15 protein-coding genes and 1 pseudogene are annotated in these 16,695 nt (G+C 73.4%); 10 read left to right on the plus strand and 6 right to left on the minus strand.

Annotated features, from left to right (window positions below; translation table 11 throughout):
* Positions 1 to 78 precede the first annotated feature (78 nt).
* Positions 79 to 804, plus strand: coding sequence for a GNAT family N-acetyltransferase (locus ABZS66_RS21770; protein ID WP_354760330.1), 726 nt, complete (start codon positions 79 to 81; stop codon positions 802 to 804).
* Here the strand turns inward: ABZS66_RS21770 and ABZS66_RS21775 are convergent.
* Positions 801 to 1,817 carry a serine hydrolase domain-containing protein gene (locus ABZS66_RS21775; RefSeq protein WP_354760334.1) on the minus strand — a complete coding sequence of 339 codons (1,017 nt, stop codon included), beginning with the start codon at positions 1,815 to 1,817 and terminating at the stop codon, positions 801 to 803. The two genes, ABZS66_RS21770 and ABZS66_RS21775, sit on opposite strands and share 4 nt — an antisense overlap.
* A gap of 235 nt (positions 1,818 to 2,052) precedes the next feature.
* On the opposite strand from ABZS66_RS21775, the gene ABZS66_RS21780 reads away from it, so the two are divergent.
* The 4 genes from ABZS66_RS21780 to ABZS66_RS21795 all read left to right on the plus strand — a co-directional run bounded on the left by ABZS66_RS21780 (position 2,053) and on the right by ABZS66_RS21795 (position 3,992).
* The gene (locus tag ABZS66_RS21780; RefSeq protein WP_354760336.1) at positions 2,053 to 2,490 is read left to right on the plus strand and encodes a DUF3307 domain-containing protein; all 438 of its coding nucleotides are present in this window, start codon (positions 2,053 to 2,055) and stop codon (positions 2,488 to 2,490) included.
* 77 nt (positions 2,491 to 2,567) lie between these two features.
* Positions 2,568 to 2,978: a hypothetical protein gene (locus ABZS66_RS21785; RefSeq protein ID WP_354760338.1), complete on the plus strand. Its 411-nt coding sequence runs from the start codon at positions 2,568 to 2,570 to the stop codon at positions 2,976 to 2,978.
* Positions 2,975 to 3,346, plus strand: coding sequence for a DCC1-like thiol-disulfide oxidoreductase family protein (locus ABZS66_RS21790; protein ID WP_354760340.1), 372 nt, complete (start codon positions 2,975 to 2,977; stop codon positions 3,344 to 3,346). Before ABZS66_RS21785 ends, ABZS66_RS21790 begins: the two co-directional genes overlap by 4 nt.
* Entirely contained in the window at positions 3,324 to 3,992 is a 669-nt protein-coding gene (locus ABZS66_RS21795) for a TetR family transcriptional regulator (protein ID WP_354760342.1), read from the plus strand. Before ABZS66_RS21790 ends, ABZS66_RS21795 begins: the two co-directional genes overlap by 23 nt.
* Here the strand turns inward: ABZS66_RS21795 and ABZS66_RS21800 are convergent.
* Together ABZS66_RS21800 and ABZS66_RS21805 are read right to left on the minus strand one after the other, a co-directional pair.
* On the minus strand, positions 3,952 to 4,467 hold the full coding sequence (locus tag ABZS66_RS21800; protein ID WP_354760344.1) for a hypothetical protein: 516 nt from the start codon (positions 4,465 to 4,467) through the stop codon (positions 3,952 to 3,954). The two genes, ABZS66_RS21795 and ABZS66_RS21800, sit on opposite strands and share 41 nt — an antisense overlap.
* Positions 4,464 to 5,249 carry a tRNA(His) guanylyltransferase Thg1 family protein gene (locus ABZS66_RS21805; protein ID WP_354760346.1) on the minus strand — a complete coding sequence of 262 codons (786 nt, stop codon included), beginning with the start codon at positions 5,247 to 5,249 and terminating at the stop codon, positions 4,464 to 4,466. Before ABZS66_RS21805 ends, ABZS66_RS21800 begins: the two co-directional genes overlap by 4 nt.
* A gap of 122 nt (positions 5,250 to 5,371) precedes the next feature.
* Here ABZS66_RS21805 and egtA point away from each other — a divergent pair, with 122 nt between their 5' ends.
* The 4 genes from egtA to egtD are packed head-to-tail and all read left to right on the plus strand — an operon-like array spanning position 5,372 to position 9,522.
* Positions 5,372 to 6,574, plus strand: a complete 1,203-nt coding sequence (gene egtA, locus ABZS66_RS21810) for an ergothioneine biosynthesis glutamate--cysteine ligase EgtA (protein WP_354760348.1) — start codon at positions 5,372 to 5,374, stop codon at positions 6,572 to 6,574.
* Positions 6,567 to 7,820: an ergothioneine biosynthesis protein EgtB gene (locus tag ABZS66_RS21815; RefSeq protein WP_354760350.1), complete on the plus strand. Its 1,254-nt coding sequence runs from the start codon at positions 6,567 to 6,569 to the stop codon at positions 7,818 to 7,820. Before egtA ends, ABZS66_RS21815 begins: the two co-directional genes overlap by 8 nt.
* Positions 7,820 to 8,548, plus strand: a complete 729-nt coding sequence (gene egtC / locus ABZS66_RS21820; RefSeq protein WP_354760352.1) for an ergothioneine biosynthesis protein EgtC — start codon at positions 7,820 to 7,822, stop codon at positions 8,546 to 8,548. Before ABZS66_RS21815 ends, egtC begins: the two co-directional genes overlap by 1 nt.
* 2 nt (positions 8,549 to 8,550) lie before the next feature.
* Positions 8,551 to 9,522, plus strand: a complete 972-nt coding sequence (egtD, locus tag ABZS66_RS21825; RefSeq protein WP_354760360.1) for an L-histidine N(alpha)-methyltransferase — start codon at positions 8,551 to 8,553, stop codon at positions 9,520 to 9,522.
* Positions 9,523 to 9,891: 369 nt separating this feature from the next.
* Here egtD and ABZS66_RS21830 read toward each other — a convergent pair whose 3' ends face one another.
* A complete protein-coding gene (locus tag ABZS66_RS21830) occupies positions 9,892 to 10,212 on the minus strand; it encodes a PadR family transcriptional regulator (protein ID WP_354760354.1) in 321 nt (106 codons plus the stop codon).
* A gap of 574 nt (positions 10,213 to 10,786) precedes the next feature.
* Complete coding sequence (locus ABZS66_RS21835) at positions 10,787 to 11,485, minus strand: ceramidase domain-containing protein (RefSeq protein ID WP_354760356.1); 699 nt, start codon at positions 11,483 to 11,485, stop codon at positions 10,787 to 10,789.
* 108 nt (positions 11,486 to 11,593) lie between these two features.
* Here ABZS66_RS21835 and ABZS66_RS21840 point away from each other — a divergent pair.
* Positions 11,594 to 12,391 (plus strand): annotated as a pseudogene (locus tag ABZS66_RS21840) (serine/threonine-protein kinase); the annotation flags it as partial.
* Positions 12,392 to 14,253: 1,862 nt separating this feature from the next.
* Here ABZS66_RS21840 and ABZS66_RS21845 read toward each other — a convergent pair.
* Positions 14,254 to 16,497 carry an FUSC family protein gene (locus tag ABZS66_RS21845; RefSeq protein WP_354760358.1) on the minus strand — a complete coding sequence of 748 codons (2,244 nt, stop codon included), beginning with the start codon at positions 16,495 to 16,497 and terminating at the stop codon, positions 14,254 to 14,256.
* Positions 16,498 to 16,695: the final 198 nt, after the last annotated feature.

Here is a 16,695-nt window from a genome sequence, read left to right on the forward strand (position 1 = left end):
ACCTGCGAGGACATCGACGCTGGTCATCATAGGCGGCGCGGGCGGCGGGCCGGGCGGGGCACGCCCTACCCTGACCGTGTGTCGACGGAGCCACTCACCCTCGCGACGGAGAACGCCGCCACCTTCTGGACCGCGGTCGGCGAGGCCCGCGGCTATGCGCTGGTCCGCCGCCCCGGGTTCCTGGCCGTCGCCGGCGACGAGCGGGCCGGCCTGCGGGTGCTCACCCTGGTGCCGGACCTGTCCGGGGCCGAGCTGTCCGAGCTCATCGCGCTGGCCCGGGACCAGCGCGGCGGCCGGGTGGTGGTCGAGGACGCCTACGGCACGGTCGACATGAGCCCGCTGGGGCTCGGCGCCCGGCAGCTGCCGGTCATGATCCGCCATCCCGGCCAGGGCGAGCCGCTGCCGGAGCCGGCGCTGCAGGTCGAGCGGGTGACGTCGCTGGGCGACCTGCGCACGGCCGAGCGGATCGTGGTCGACGGGTTCGCGCTGGAGCATTTCCAGCCGTACCAGGCGGGCGTGGTCTTCCCGGACGCGATCCTCGACCGGGTCGAGCTGTTCGTGGCCGCGATCGACGGCGAGCCGGCCGGCGCCAGCCTGGCGATCCAGGACGCCGGCACCGTGGGGCTCTACTGGGTCACGACGATGCCGCAGTACCGCTCGCGCGGCGTCGCCCGGGCGATCATGCACGCGGTGCTGCGCCGCTACGACAAACTCCCGATGACACTGACCGCGTCGCGGCTGGGGCGCCCGCTGTACGAGTCGCTGGGTTTCCAGAAGATCGTCGAGGCCACCTGGTGGGCCTAGATCACTGAGGCGACCGTGGACGCGGTCGCGAAGTCGGGGCTGAGCCGGTTCTTGACCACCGCGACCGCGGTGCGGGTCGGCAGGTCCACCCAGCCCCACGAGCCGCCGGCGCCGGCCATCCCGAACGCGTCCGCGGCATCCGTACCGGGGCGGCCGATCGCGAAGCCGAGGCCCCAGCGGACCGGGTTGCCGAACACGGCGTCGGTGCCCGCGACGGCGACGGCGGCGATCTCGGCGAGCTGCTCGGGCGGGATGAGGCTGCCGTCGAGCAGCGCCCCGTAGAGGCGGGCCGCGGCCCGGGCGGTCATCGTCCCGCCGGACGGGATGTCGGCGGCGAGGACGTCGGGCCGGTTGCCGAAGGCGGCGGTCGGCAGCACCGCCCGCGGGGTGATCGCCAGCACCGGCGCGTCGCCGGGCGGCGCGTTGTCGAAGCCGTCGACGAGCGGGGCGAGCCGGTGGTGGCGGTCGGGCGGCAACCCGAACCACAGCTCCTCCTCCAGGCCGAGCGGGGCGGCGACGTACTCGCGCAGCACCTGCGAGACGGGCGCGCCGGCGGCCCGGCGGACCGCCTCGCCGGCCAGGAACCCGTACGCGAGGCCGTGGTAGCCGGTCCGTTCGCCGGCGGGCCACCACGGCTCGGCGGCGGCGAGCCGCTCGCACATGCCGTCCCAGTCACACAGGTCCTCCGGGCAGGTCTGCGGCGGTACCGCCGGAACCCCCGCCGAATGCGTCAGCACATGCCGGATCGTGACCGCGCCCTTGCCCTGCTGCCCGAATGCGGGCCACAGCGCGGCGAGTGGGGTGTCGTAGCCGAACGCGCCGTGGTGGACCAGGACGTGCACGACGGCGGCGGTGAGGGCCTTGCCCATCGAGTAGGTGTGCACCAGCGCGTCGGGCCCGATGCCCGCGGCCACGTCGGCCACCGGCACCCCGTCGCGGTGCACGGCGACCTGCAGCCCGAGCTCCGCCCCGGACTCCACGAGCTCGTCGGCGACCTGCTGCAGCCGGTCCATCCTTCGAAGGTTACGACTGTACGACCGGTCCGGGTAGCGCTTGGCCCACGCGTCGAGCAGGGGCACGTCCGGACAACGTCGGACATGTCCGAAGAGCTGTGTTCCCTGGCGGGATGGCCGTCACACGCGATCAGTAACACAGGCCATCTGCAAGGTTCGACATAGAACTGGGCCCGTCACGGGGCGCATGATGACGGCTCCAAGCTGTCATCCGCGCGTGAGGAGCCGTTCCATCGTGGGAAATGACGAACTCACCCGGTCTGTCGTCTTCCTGGTCGCGCTGGCCGCGATGCTCGTCGGGCACTCGCTCGGCGACCACATCGCGCAGACCGACCGGCAGGCGGCGCGGAAGTCGGAGCCGGGCCCGGCCGGCTGGCGCGCCCTCGCCGGGCACCTGCTGTCCTACCACCTGACCGTCGCGGTGGTACTGCTGGTCACCGCCGCCGCCCTGCGCCTGCCCCTGTCGGCGCCGGGCGTGGTCGCCGGACTGGCGTTCTCGCTGCTCACCCACGGCCTGCTGGACCGGCGCTGGCCGGTGCGGGCGGTGCTGCGCGCGACCCGCTCGCCCCGCTTCGCCGAGACCGTGGCCCCCGTCAACGGCATGTACGTCGCCGACCAGGCGCTGCACAAGGGCGCCCTGCTCGTCTCCGCCCTGCTGGTGGCCGCGCTGTAACACCGCGGCGGAGTACCCACTTGAACACGTTCAAGTTCAGTCGTAGGCTGACTCTTGAACACGTTCAAGGAGGGGCGATGACCTACAAGCTCGGCACCTACCTCATCTACCTGGCGGTCAGCGGGCTGCTCACCGTGTGGGTGGCCCGCACCCTGCACAAGAACGGCCAGGTGTTCCTCGACGAGGCGCTCGGCAACGAGGAGCTCGCCCGGTCGGTCAACCACCTGCTCGTCGTCGGGTTCTACCTGCTCAACCTCGGCTACGTCACGGTGGCCCTGAAGATCAGCGAGCCGCTGCTCGACCCCAGCACCGCCATGGAGGCCCTCGCCTGGAAGGTCGGCCTGGTCCTGCTCGTGCTCGGCGCCGTGCACTTCTTCAACCTCTTCGTGCTCAGCCGGTTCCGGCGGCGCCGGATGCTGGAGCGGATGGCCCCGCCGATCGAGCCGCAGCGGTACGTCCAGCCGCTACCGCCGGTCCCGCAGCGGTGATCACCCACCTCACCGTCCTCTACGACGCGGGCTGCGGGCTGTGCCGGACGGCACGCGCGTGGCTCGCGGCGCGGACCCAGCTCGTGCCGCTCGAGTTCGTGGCGGCCGGATCGACCGAGGCGCGCCGCCGGTATCCGGCGCTCACCGTGCACGACACCCTCGCCGAGATCACGGTGGTCGCCGACGACGGCGGCGTCTACACCGGCGACCGGGCGTGGCTGATCTGCCTGTGGGCGCTGGACGACTATCGGGGGCTGGCGGCGCGCCTCGCCGAACCGTCGATGCAACCACTCGCCCGCGCGGTGGTCGCGACCGCCGCCCGCATCCGCAACTATGGTCGAGACTGTGACGGAACCTGCGCCATCTGAGAAGGGCGAGCAGACCAAGCGCCTGATCGTCGACACCGCCGTTCGCCTGTTCCGCGAGCAGGGCTACGACAAGACGACGATGCGCGGCATCGCCCAGGCCGCGGGCCTGTCGGTCGGCAACGCCTACTACTACTTCCCCTCCAAGGACCATCTGGTCCAGGAGTTCTACGCCACGGTGCAGGAGGACCACGCGGCCGCCTGCGCCGCGGCGCTCACCGCCCCCGCGCCGTTCGCCGACCGCCTCGGCATCGCCTGGCGGTCGTTGATGCAGACGATGCGGCCGTACCACGGGTTCGCCGGCAAGTTCATCCGCACCGCCCTCGACCCGGGCTCGCCGGTGAGCCCGTTCAGCGCCGACTCGGCCCCCGCCCGGGAACGCTCGATGCAGATCATGCGCACCGTCGTCGACGGCAGCACCACGAAGATCGACCCGGAGCTGCGCCGCGACCTGCCCGAGCTGCTGTGGCTGTGCATGATGGGCATCACCCTCTACTGGGTCCACGACAGCTCGCCGGAGCAGGCCAAGACCGACCTGCTCGTCGACCGGGCCGTGCCCCTCGTCGACCGGCTCGTCGGCATGTCCCGCCTGCCGGTGCTGCGCTCCGTCACCCGCGACGCGCTGGCGCTCTACCGGGCGCTGCGCTGAACGCCTCGATCGTGTCGAGGTGGGCCGGGGTCAGCCCGCGCCGGGCGTCGGGCCGGATCAGCAGCGCCCGGCCGCCGGCGGCGAGCTCGTCGAACAGCGGCCCCGGCTCCGGCACCTCGGCGTCGTCCGTCCACACCAGACGCCGGCCCTCGGCGAGCACGGCGCGGGCCGCCGCGAGCTTCACCGGTGGTACGTCGTCACCGTCGAGGTCGTCGGTGAACGCCCGGTCCAGCACCGGGAGCCGGAACAGCCGCTCCAGCTGGTCGGCGTAGGCGCACCAGGTCGTGCACCACCGCACCTCGACCACCCCGGCCCGGTGCAGCTGCCGGATCCGGGTGGTCAGCTGCGGCGCCCACCGCATCGGGTACTCCAGCTGCGCGTCATACGCCTTGCCCGTCCACGGCGGCGCATGCCACGCGGGCTGCTTGACGTTGATCACACCGTCGACGTCGAGCAGCCACACCGGCGCCGTCACGCCGCCGCCCCCAGCGCCGGTCGGACCGGGACCGTCGCCGCCAGGAACCCGCCCGCGTCGGTCGTGAAGTGCGGGGCGGGGCGCGTCTGCCACCACGACCGCAGCGCCACGACGGTCTCCGCCACGCCCGTGCGCGTGTGCGTGAACGTCACCGGCCGCTCGGCCCGCTCGCGCACCACGACCCGGCCCCGCTTGCAGCCGTCGGGGTAGTCGTTCCAGTTGATGCCCCGCTCCGACCACAGCAGCTCCTGCATGCCCGCCGACCCGACGCCCTGCAGCCGCCGGTGCGGGAACTCGGCCTGCGCCGCCATCGCGACCGAGTTGCGCACCGCGTCGCGCTGGCGCCAGATGAAGTACCGCGCGACCTCCACCGGATCGGCGATGGTGAACACGCGGGCGTCGAACATGGCCATGCTCCCCGGCCGGCGCGCGTTGAGCACCGCGGTCGCGATCGACGCGCCGACCGAGCACCACTTCTGCACCTCGCCACCGAACCACGGCTGCGTACCTTCGCCCGCGAAGTCGACGGCCAGCACACTGACCTCGTCCGACTGCACGTAGGCGAACACGCTCCCGGCGATCTCCGCGCACAGTCCCTCGGCCACCGCGTCCATGTCCGCCATGAACCCGATGTCGTACGGGCGGGCGGCGCCGCGCAGGTACGTGTGGAACGAGCGGCCGTCGACACGCAGCACGGTGAACGTCCGACGCGGCAGGAGCGCACGGGTGACCTGCTCGTACGTCTTCATCCGGTCACCGAGACCGTCCCGGTCGGGGCTCATCCTGACATGGCAGCATCCGGCGCGGGGCGTTGCACGCGCATTTCCACGGCATGGCAACTCGTAAGGGTTTGTTCACACACAGCAGTCGCCGCACGCCGGATCCGCGGGTAGCGTCGGTTCGCATGGCGACCTTGCAGAGCGCGCGCAAGTCCGCCGACTCGGACGCGGTGATCAGCGAGATCGAGCAGGCCGAAGGGTACATTGCATCGATCTGCTTCAAAACCGGGCCACCCGAGACGGTCGGCGTCGAGATCGAGTACACCGTCCACGACCAGCACGACCCTTCCACGCCGATCGATCGCGAGCGGCTCTGTCAGGCCCTCGGCGATCATGCCCCCGGCACCCTACGCCCCAGCAGTCCAGGACTGCCCCTGCGCCACGGCTCCGCCGTCACCCTCGAGCCCGGCGGGCAGGTCGAACTCTCCAGCCGGCCCCACCCCACGCTGACCGCGCTGCACACCGCCGTCAACGCCGAGCTCGACCAGCTCGAGACCCTCCTCGACCGGGCCGACCTGCGGGTGGGCGAGACCGGCGTCGATCCCCACCGAAGACCGCGGCGGCTGCTGGACACCCCGCGGTACGACGCCATGGAAAGCGCCTTCGAGCGCCGCGGCGTCTCCGGGAAAATCATGATGTGCAGCACCGCGGGGCTGCAGGTCTGCCTCGACGCGGGACCATCCGAGCGGCTCGCCGAACGGTGGGCCGCCGTCCATGACGTCGGGCCGCCGCTGCTGGCACTGTTCGCCAACTCGCCCCGGCTCGCCGGGACCGACACCGGGTGGGCCTCCGCCCGGCAGCGCGTCTGGCGCGGCATCGACCCCACCCGCACCCGGCCCGTCCCGCTCACCGGCGACCCCGCCGCGGCCTGGGCGCAATACGCCCTCGACGCCACCGTGCTGTGCGTGCGCCGCTCCGACGGGCCCTGGGTCGTCCCAGCCGGTGTCACGTTCGCCGGGTGGATCCGCGGGGAACTGCCCCAGCCGCCGACCTACGCCGACCTCGACTACCACCTCAGCACGCTCTTCCCCCCGGTACGACCGCGGGGATATCTGGAGATCCGCTACCTCGACACCCAGCCCGGCCGCGCCTGGTTCGCGCCGGCGGCGCTGCTGCACGCGCTGCTCGACGACCCCGTCACCACCGACAAGGCCCGGGACGTGTGCGCGCCCGCGGCCGGCCGGTGGGTCGAGGCCGCCCGCGACGGGCTGACCGACCGCGGCCTGCACCGGGCCGCGCTGGCCCTGCGCGACCTCGCCCTCAGCGACCTGGACCTGCCGCCGCACCTGCTCGACGAAGTCATCGAAGGGAGTGCCCGCAATGGCTGACGACCTCCGCGAGCGCGTCGCAATCGAGCTCGAACGCACCCGCCGCCGCTCCGCCGTCCTCACCGACGCCGTGGACGACGACGACCTCATCCGGCAGCACTCGCCCCTCATGTCGCCGCTCGTGTGGGACCTCGCCCACATCGGCAACCAGGAAGAGCTGTGGCTGGTCCGCGACGTCGGCGGCCGCGACCCGGTCCGCCAGGACATCGACCACCTCTACGACGCGTTCAAGCACGCCCGCCGCGACCGGCCGGCACTGCCGCTGCTCGGGCCCGCGGAGGCCCGCGCCTACGTCGCCACCGTGCGCGACAAGGCCCTCGACGTGCTCGACCGGGTGCGGCTCGAGGGGCGCCGGCTCACCACCGACGGGTTCGCGTTCGGCATGATCGTGCAGCACGAGCAGCAGCACGACGAGACGATGCTCGCCACGCACCAGCTGCGGGTCGGCCCGGCGGTACTGTCCGCTCCCCCACCGCCGCCGTCTGTGGTTCGGGTGTCCGGAGAGGTGCACGTCCCGGCCGGGTCGTTCACCATGGGCACCTCGACCGAGGCGTGGGCGCTGGACAACGAGCGGCCGGCGCACGCCACCTTCGTCGCCGACTACTTCATCGACGCGGCACCGGTGACAAACGGTGCATATGCCGCGTTCCTCGATGATGTTCCCGGCGCTGAACCGCCGCTCCACTGGACGCGGGACCCCTCCGGCTGGCACGCCACGTCGTTCGGCCGCACCGCCCCGATCGTGCCCGACGCCCCCGTCGTCCACGTCTCCTGGCACGAGGCCACCGCCTACGCCGCCTGGGCCGGCCGCCGCCTGCCCACCGAGGCCGAATGGGAGAAGGCCGCCCGCTGGGACCCGGCCACCGGCCGCTCCCGCCGCTACCCGTGGGGCGACGAGGACCCGGACCCCTCGCGCGCGAACCTCGGCCAGCGCCACCTGGGCCCCGCCCCGGTCGGCGCCTACCCCGCCGGCGCCTCCCCGCTCGGCGTCCACCAGCTCATCGGCGACGTCTGGGAGTGGGTCTCCAGCGACTTCGCCGCCTACCCCGGCTTCACCGCGTTCCCGTACCGCGAGTACTCCGAGGTCTTCTTCGGCCCCGAGTACAAGGTGCTGCGCGGCGGCTCCTTCGGCACCGACGCCGCCGCCTGCCGCGGCACCTTCCGCAACTGGGACTACCCCGTCCGCCGGCAGATCTTCAGCGGCTTCCGGACCGCCCGCGACCCACGCCCCGGGGAGCTCGCCTGATGTGCCGGCACCTGGCGTACCTCGGACCACCCGTCCCGCTCGCCGGCCCACTGTTCGACGCCCCGCATTCCCTCGCACAGCAGTCGTGGGCCCCGAAGGACATGCGCGGCGGCGGCACCATCAACGCCGACGGCTTCGGCATCGGCTGGTACGCCGACGGCTCCCCGGTCCGCTACCGGCGCGACCGTCCACTCTGGAGCGACGCCGACCTGCCGGCGATCGCCGCGTCGATCACATCCGGCGCCTTCCTGGCCGCCGTCCGCTCCGCCACCGTCGGCATGCCCGTCACCGAGGCGGCCGCCGCCCCGTTCGCCGGCGACGGCTGGTTCTTCAGCCACAACGGCCGGGTGACCGGCTGGCCGGACAGTGTCGCCCAGCTGGCGCTCCCCCCGCTGCTCACCCTCGAGGCACCGACCGACAGCGCCCTGCTCTGGGCAGTGGTCCGCGCCCGCCTCCGCGCCGGCATGCCACCCGGCGACGCCCTGCTCGACGTCGTCGCGCTCGTGTCCGCCGCGGCCCCCGGCTCCCGCCTCAACCTCCTGCTCACCGACGGCACCACCATCGCCGCCACCACCTGCGGCCACTCGCTGTCCGTGCACGCCGGACCCGGCCGCGTCCTCGTCGCCTCCGAACCGCTCGACCCGTCCCCCGCCTGGCAACCCGTTCCCGACGGCACCCTGCTCACCGCCACGGCCACGGCCGTCAACCTGAGGAGTGTTGAATCGTGACACTGCACGATGCCGATCTCGACGTGTACCTCCACGACAGCGACCGGGTCGACGCATTGCGCGCGGACGCCCGCGCCGGCCTCACCTCCACGCCGAAGTGGCTGCCTCCGAAGTACTTCTACGACGCCCGCGGCAGCGAGCTCTTCGAACAGATCACCCGCCTGCCCGAGTACTACCCGACCAGGGCCGAACGCTCCATCCTCGACACCCGGGCGGCATCGATCGCCACCATCACGGGGGCGAAGACGCTGGTCGAACTGGGCTCCGGCTCGTCGGAGAAGACCCGCCTGCTGCTCAACGCCCTGCGCGACCACGGCACCCTGGGCGCGTTCATCCCGCTGGACGTCTCCGCCGACGCCCTGCGCGAGGCGGTGACGGCCCTGCACCACGACTATCCGGACATGCACGTCCGCGGCGTGGTGGCCGACTTCGTGGAGCACCTGGACCTGCTCCCGCACGCGGGCGGCCGCCTGGTGGCGTTCCTGGGCGGCACGATCGGCAACTTCACGCCGCAGGACCGCGCCCCGTTCCTGTCCACCCTGCGGGCGCAGCTGGACACCGGCGAATGGTTCCTGCTGGGCGCCGACCTCGTGAAGGACCCGGCGGTCCTGGTACCGGCCTACGACGACGCCCAGGGCGTGACGGCCGAGTTCAACCGCAACGTCCTGCACGTCCTGAACGCCTCCCTGGGCGCCGACTTCGACCCGTCGTCCTTCACCCACGTGGCCCTGTGGGACCCGGAGCAGGAGTGGATCGAGATGCGCCTCCGCTCGACCCGCGCCCAGACGGTCCACCTGCCGGCCCTGGACCTCACTGTGCAGTTCGCCGAGGGCGAGGAGATGCGCACGGAGGTCTCGGCCAAGTTCCGCCCCGAGGGTCTACGGCAGGAACTGGCGGAGGCCGGCTTCAGCCTCCGCCACTGGTGGACGGACGACGCGGCCCGCTTCGGGGTGGCCCTGGCCACGGCCGCCTGACCCGCCGGCCCTGGCCACGGCCCATCACGTGATGCGGCGGGGCCGCCGGCGCGCGTTCCGTGAGCACGCCGGCGGCCCCGTTGTTCGTCAGCCCCGCGTACTGCGCGAGCAGCGCGGCACACCCCCTGCGGCCGCCAGGGCCACGCGACGTCCAGCCGGCGTGCGTTCCGTGGGCACGGCGGCCACCCCGTCGTTCGTCCCCGGCTTCCGCCAGTCCCGCTGATAGCGCGAGCAGCGCGGCACACCCCACCGCGGCCGCGCGACGTTCGGCCGCGTGCGCTCCGTGAGCGCGCCGGCCGCCCCGGTCGTCCGGCCCGACCTCCTTCGGCCCCGCCCACGCCACGCCCAGCGGGCCGCGCCGCCCGGGGTTCAGCGGACGCGGGCCCTGAGGCGCTCCTCGGCGGCGGCCGCGTTCTGCCGCTGCCGATCGGCGTCGACGGCGAGCGCATCGGCCCCGGCGTCGGTGAGCCGGTAGTACCGCCGGTTCCGCCCGTCGACCACCTCGCTGCGCTCCGGCTCGACAAGCCCTTCGGCCACGAGCCGCTCCAGCGCCGCGTACAACGTCCCGGCCGGCAACACGACCCGCCCTCGCGAGAGCTCCAACACCTCCTGCACCACGGCGTACCCATGCAGCGCCCGCCCAGCCAACGCCACAAGAATCAGAAAGGTCGGCTCCCGCATCGGAGTCATGCCGACCAACGTAGAAACGCCCTCTGTACCCGTCAAGAACACCTTCCGCCGCCGCCGACTCGGTGCCCCGCGTCACGCCCTGCAAGACGTCCTAGGAAGCTAGGTTAATACTTCGAGCGGGGCCTGGAGGGGGACAGCCATGATCGGCGCGCTAGTGGCAGAACTCCAGGTCGGGCGGAGTCGTATTCACCAGCCGGCCGGACTCGGGGTGGGACGCCGGTCCCTGCCAAAGCTTCGCGGTGCGCCGCCCAACTCCACGTGCCGAGCCGGTTCCCACTGACCGCCCCGCTGACCGTGAACACGGCCGTTCGCACTGACCGACCAGCCAACCGTCAGCGCGGCCGGTTCACCGTGACCGATCCACCAACCACAAACGCGGCCCGCTCGCACTGACCGCCCCGCCAACGGTCAGCGCGGCCGTTCGCTCCGACCGGCCCACAAACCGTGAACGCGGCCGCCGCGGTGACCGACCCGTGAGCACGGCCGGTTCGCTCCGACCGACCCGCCGACCGTCAGTGCGACCAGATCGCGGTGTCGACGGCCGAGGTGGCGTCGGCAGCCTGCGGTTCGCCGGCTACGCGGGGTGTTGCGGTGCGGGCCGGGCCTGGGTCGCGTGGCTTTGGAGGATCGCCAGCGCTACCAGGAACAGCACCACCGCGTTCAGGCAGTGCCAGAGGAAGTGGGTGCCGACGGGCGCGGCGTCGCACAACGGAGCGTCCAAAGTGCGCAGTGTCAGCGACACGGTGAAGACGCCGCCCGCCAGCAGCAGTGTCCTGGCCGGAGCGCGCCAGGCCGGGGCCGTCGGTGCCGGGGGTCTGCGCAGGGCGGCCAGGCCGAACGCCGGGAGGGCCAGGAGCGCCGGTAAGTAGCCGCCCAGCGACGCCCGCTCGCCGGCCAGCGTGAACAGCGCGGCGTTGATCGCCACCGTGGCCACGACGAAAACCGGGGCGGCCAGCCAGGCCCGCGACCAGCGGACCCGCCAGCGCCAGTGCACCAGGATCACCATCGCGACCAGGATGAAGACCAGGATCGACAGGCTGTCCAGGGCCGCCGTCGGGGACGTCGCCGCCATGTGGAACGTCCAGCTGCAGACGCCGACCACCGCGATCAGCGCCGGCGGGAGCCAGAGGCTCAGCGGCGGGCGGGCCGGCCGGCGGCTGAGCATGACGAACAACACTGCGGCCGCGACCAGGAACGCCGCATTGCTCAGGGCGTTGAGCGGCTCGTTCCAGAGGCCGGGCGCGGTGCGTTCGCAGTAGCCGTCCACGTACACGGCCCGCATTCTGCACCAGAGGTACGACAGAAATCTGAACGTCAGGCAACGCCACACCGTGCCTGGGGTGGTGCGTGGCCGCGAGATCCATCGGGTACACAATGGTGCATGACCGCCGCGCCCTCCCTCCTTGCCGACCGCTATCGACTTATGGAGCAGCTCGGCGTCGGCGGGATGGGCCGGGTGTGGCGGGCCCGGGACGAGACGCTGCACCGGGACGTCGCGGTCAAGCAGATCGTCCTGCCGCCCGAGCTGTTCGACGACGCCCGGGACGTGGCGATGGAGCGCACGCTGCGCGAGGCGCGGGCGGCGGCGCGGCTCAGCCACCCCAATGTGGTACGGGTCTATGATGTGCTCGCGGCGGAGGGACAGCCGTGGATCGTCATGGAGTATGTGCCGTCGCGCTCGCTCGACCAGGTCATCCGCGGCGACGGGCCGCTCGAGCCGAAGCGGGTGGCGGAGATCGGCCTCGCCGTCCTCGACGCGCTGCAGGCTGCCCACCGTGCGGGCGTCGACCACCGCGACATCAAGCCCGGCAACGTCCTCCTCGCCGATGACGGCCGAGTGGTGCTGACGGACTTCGGCATCGCGCGGGTCGAGGGCGAAGGGCACGTGACGCGGACCGGGCTGGTGCTCGGCTCGCCGGAGTACATCGCACCGGAGCGGGCCCGCGAGGGCATCGCCGGGCCGGCGAGCGATCTGTGGTCGCTGGGAGCGACACTGTACGCGGCGGTCGAGGGCCGCTCGCCGTTCGGCCGCCGCTCGGCGATGGAGACGCTGACCGCGCTGGCCTCGGAGGAGGCGGACCCTCCGCAGCGTGCCGGGGAAATGGCGCCGGTACTGCGGGCGCTGCTGCGCAAAGACCCCCGAGTACGAGCGGGTTTCGCCGAGACGGCCGAGCTACTGCGGTCGGCGGTGACCGCCAAGCCGCCACGGAAACGGCGATCGTGGCTGCCGAACTGGGGCCGGTCGGCGGAGTCGACGCCGGCCGCGGGTTCGGCCCCCGGCTCGGCGGCGGGGTCGGTTGCGGGTTCGGCAGGGGGTTCGGCTGCGGGGGCGGCTTCGGCGCCGGAGGTGCCTGCACGGCGGCGGGCGGGCGAGGGGGTGGGCCGTTCCGAGGCGGCTGTGGGGTTCGCGGCGGTGCCGGCTCCGGTGAAGAAGGTCGAGCCGGTCACGAAGGTGGAGCCGGTGGCCCGTGGGCGGGCTGCAGCTCCTTCCCCGGCCTCCGGGGTGCGGGATGTTGAGCCGACGTTGGTCGATGCGCAGGCTCAGGCCGCCGCGGAGGTCGAACGGATCGCGGACGCCGAGAGGGCCGCGGAGGCTGCGCGGCTGTCCGAAGAAGCCGAACGCGGCGCCGAGGCCGAACGGGCCGCGGAAGCCGAACGGATCGCCGAGGCTGAGCGGGCCGCGGAAGCTGAAAGGGCCGCAGAAGCTGCGCGGCTGGCGGAAGAAACCGAGCGCGCCGCCGAAGCCGAACGGATCGCCGAAGCCGAACGGATCGCCGAGGCTGAGCGGGCCGCGGAAGCCGAGCGGATTGCGGAAGCCGAGAGGGCCGCGGAGGCTGCGCGGCTGGCCGAAGAAGCCGAGCGCGCCGCCGAAGCCGAGCGCATCGCCGAGGCCGAAAGGGCGGCCGAAGCTGAGCGCGTCGCTGAGGCTGAGCGGGTTGCCGAGGCCAAGCTGGCGGCGGAGAAAGCTGAAGCCGAACGAATCGAAGCCGAGCGCATCGCGGAAGCTGAACGGGTCGCAGAAGCCGAAAGGATCGCCGAGGCTGAGCGGGTCGCAGAAGCTGCGCGGCTGGCGGAAGAAGCCGAGCGGGCTGCCGAAGCGGAACGCATCGCCGAAGCCGAGCACGCGGCCGAAGCCGAGCGGGCCGCGGAAGCCGAGCGGGCCGCGGAAGCGGAACGCATCGCCGAGGCTGAGCGGGCTGCCGACGCTGAGCGCGCCGCTGAAGTTGAGCGGGCTGCTCGGGCGGCGCGGGTTGCGGCCGAGGCCGAGGCTGCCATCGCGGCCGCTCGGGTTGAGCGGGAGCGGCAAGCGGCGGACGAGCAGGAAGTTGCCGAGCGAGCAGCGGACGAGCCTGAGCGCCAGAAACTTGCCGCTGCCGGCGTGCCTTCGCAGGGTGGCGGCGGCAGTGGGGCGGTCATTGAGGGCGGGGGCTTGCGGGGTACCAGACCTGGAATCCTTGCTGCCGCTGGAGTTGCGGTGCTCCTGGTCGTGGCGCTCGTGGTGTGGATCGTCGGGGGGCGCGGTGGTGAGGACCAGCCGGGTGGCGCCGCCCAGCCCGGGAGCGGGGTCAGCAGTGCGGCCGCGGTGCCCACCACCCAGACCGGCGGGCCGAGCCAGGACCCGACCCAACCGCCCAGCCAGGAGCCCAGCTCGAACAGTGTGCCCGCCGGGCGGCAGCTGCCGAACCTGCCCGGTGGGTGGGTCGACTACCACGATCCCACCGGGTTCTCGGTGTACGTGCCCGCGGGGTGGAACCGGTCGAAGGAGGGCACGATGGTGTACTTCCGGGAGCCCGGCACCGGTCGCATCCTCGGCATCGACCAGACCGACAAGCCCCGGCCCGACCCCGTCGCCGACTGGCAGGCCCAGGCGAAGGGGCGGGTCGCCGACGGGGACTTCCCGCAGTACACCGAAATCCACATCCAGCCGGTCGACTATTTCCTGAAGGCGGCCGACTGGGAGTTCACGTTCACCCGCAACGGGGTGCGCAAGCACGTGAACAACCGGGGGGTTGTCACGTCGCCCACGCAGGCGTACGGGTTCTACTGGGAGACGGCCGACGCGGACTGGGCGGCGTCGCGTGACGCCCTCCAGATCGTGTTCGACAGCTTCCGGCCGCGGGTGTGACGGGCCGGACCCACGAGCGTGCGTTGCAGGCGGCGCGCCGCGTCGAGGTGGCCGCCGGTCCAGACCATGCGGACGGCGGTCGCGGCCGACGTCGCTCTCAGTTCGTGGTCGACCGCTTCCCGCAGCAGTACCGCGGTGTCGGTGCCCGGCAGCGGCGCCGGCACGGGTGCGGGGCCGGCCAGGGCGCGGGCGAGCGCGTCGTACCACCCGGTGACCGCGTCGCCCGCGGCTTCCAGCACCCGGCGGGCCGCGCCCCGCTCGCCGGTCGCGGTGCCGGGGTCGCCCGCCCACAGGTCGAGCACCGCGTCGGCGGCGAGGCGGAGGCCGGCGACGCCGGTGACGAGCCGGGTGACCTCGGTCAGCGGGACGGGCTTCGCGCCGCGCTCGCCGAGGTACGTGCGGAAGGCGTCGTCGAGGCGGCGCGCGGAGGCGGCAGCGCGCAGCGCGCGGCTGTGCGGGGCGTCGGCGGCGGGCACGGTACCGTCGCATCGGGTGACCCCGAAGTCCACCGCGTCGCGCAGGTAGGCGGCGCTGTCCGCGTAGGCCTCGGCCATGGCCTGGTCGAGCGCCCGGCCGGCGCCCCGCGGCCAGAACAGCAGGCCGACGGCGAGGCTCACGGCGCAGCCGATCGCGACGTCCTCGATGCGCACGATGCCGACCCGCCAGCCGGTCGGCTCGATGATGTTGAACAGCAGGAAGATCGCGATCGTGAAGCCGGCCTGCCCGGCGGCGAAGCCCACGACGGCCGGGGCGAGCCCGGCGAACAGTACGGCGAGGGGTAGCAGCAGCCAGAACGCGGTGCGCTGGGTGCCGAGGACGGTGACGAGCGCGCCCCCGACGACGATGCCGGCGAACGTGCCGGCCAGCCCGCGCAGCGCCGTCTGCCCGGTGCTGAGCGCGTTGGACCGCAGGACCGCCATGGCACCGAGCACCACCCAGAACGAGTGCTCCACGCCGGTCAGCCGCGCCACGAGTACCGCGAGCGCCAGCGCCACCGCCACCCGCACGCTGTTGTGCAGCCAGACGGAGTGCGGCTCCAGGTGCGCCGCGGCCCGTTCCCGGGCGGCGTGCAGCGGGCTGCCGATGCCGCTGGGCTGCCAGCCGAGGACGCGCCGCCAGAGGGTACGGCGGTCGGCGGCCACGGTCAGCTCCACGTTCGCGGCGACGGCGGCGACCGCGAAGCTCACCTCCTGCGAGCGGAACCCGGGGTCGAGCGCGTCGGGCCGGCTCTCCCCCGTCGCCTCCCGCTCGACGTCCCGGCTCGCGGCGCGCAGGTCGGCGACGGCGCCGTGGAACCGGTTCGTGTCGCCGCCGCCGTCCAGCAGGTCCGCCGACTCGTGCAGCACGACGGCCGCGGCGAAGGCGGCTTTACAGGCGGCGGCGGTACCGCGCGGCGTCGTCAGCCGCCCGACGATCTCGCCGAGCCAGGTCAGCTCGTCGACCAGCCGCACCAGCGCCCGGGCGCCCGTGCTCAGCCCGGTCGGCCGGTACGGCGCGCCGTAGAAGTCCCGCTGCAGCGCGGTGACGGCGTGCTCGGCGCGCTCGGCCGCCCCGGCGACCTCTTCGGGCGACCCGCCGGGCAGCCCGAGCCCGGCCGCGCTCCCGGCCCGCAGCCGGTCGGCGAGCGCCGCGCACGCCTCGGCGACCCGCCCCCGCAGCGGGTCACTCACCGGCGCCGGCCACAGCACGGCGACCGCCACGACGCTGACCGCGACCGCGATCCCCCAGCCGCCGAGCCGCCCCGGGATGTCGGCGGGCGTACCGGACAGCGAGGACGAGAGGACGTACGGCAGCAGCATCGCCGTGGCCGCCCCGGCGAGCACCGAGCTGACCACGCCCGAGAACCACACCCCGAAGGCCACTCCCGCGGTGAGGATGACGTTGATCCAGGTGACGTCGGATGCGGCGGTACCGAGGGCGATGAACGCGGCCCCGACCACCCCGAGCGCCAGCTGCGCCCGGACCCGGTCGAGGATGGTCCCGCTGAAGTCCACGAAGAGCAGCAGGGCAAAGGCCCCGAACGCCGCGTACGTGGCCACGGTGGCGTCCACCCACATCCCGACCCCGAACGCGACGGGCATGACCAGCGCGGTCCGCAACGCCCGCCGCCCCGCGTTGAACCCGGAGTCCCGCCGCCGCACCCACTCGATGAGCCGCACCTAGGCATCGGAGCACGCGCACGGCCGCCATCAGGGTGACGAGAGGGGTGGCTTGCCCCCACGACAGCCCGGCGCCCGTCCGAGCGCTGGGGGCCGCGGCCCGGCCACGCCCGGCACGGCGCGGCGCGGAGGGCACGGCGCAGTCCGGGTGAAGACCGTGCCGTTGTCATCGCTGACCTCGATCAGGTCGCAGCGGAA

The organism is Dactylosporangium sp. NPDC005572 (assembly GCF_040605515.1).
GTDB lineage: Bacteria > Actinomycetota > Actinomycetes > Mycobacteriales > Micromonosporaceae > Dactylosporangium.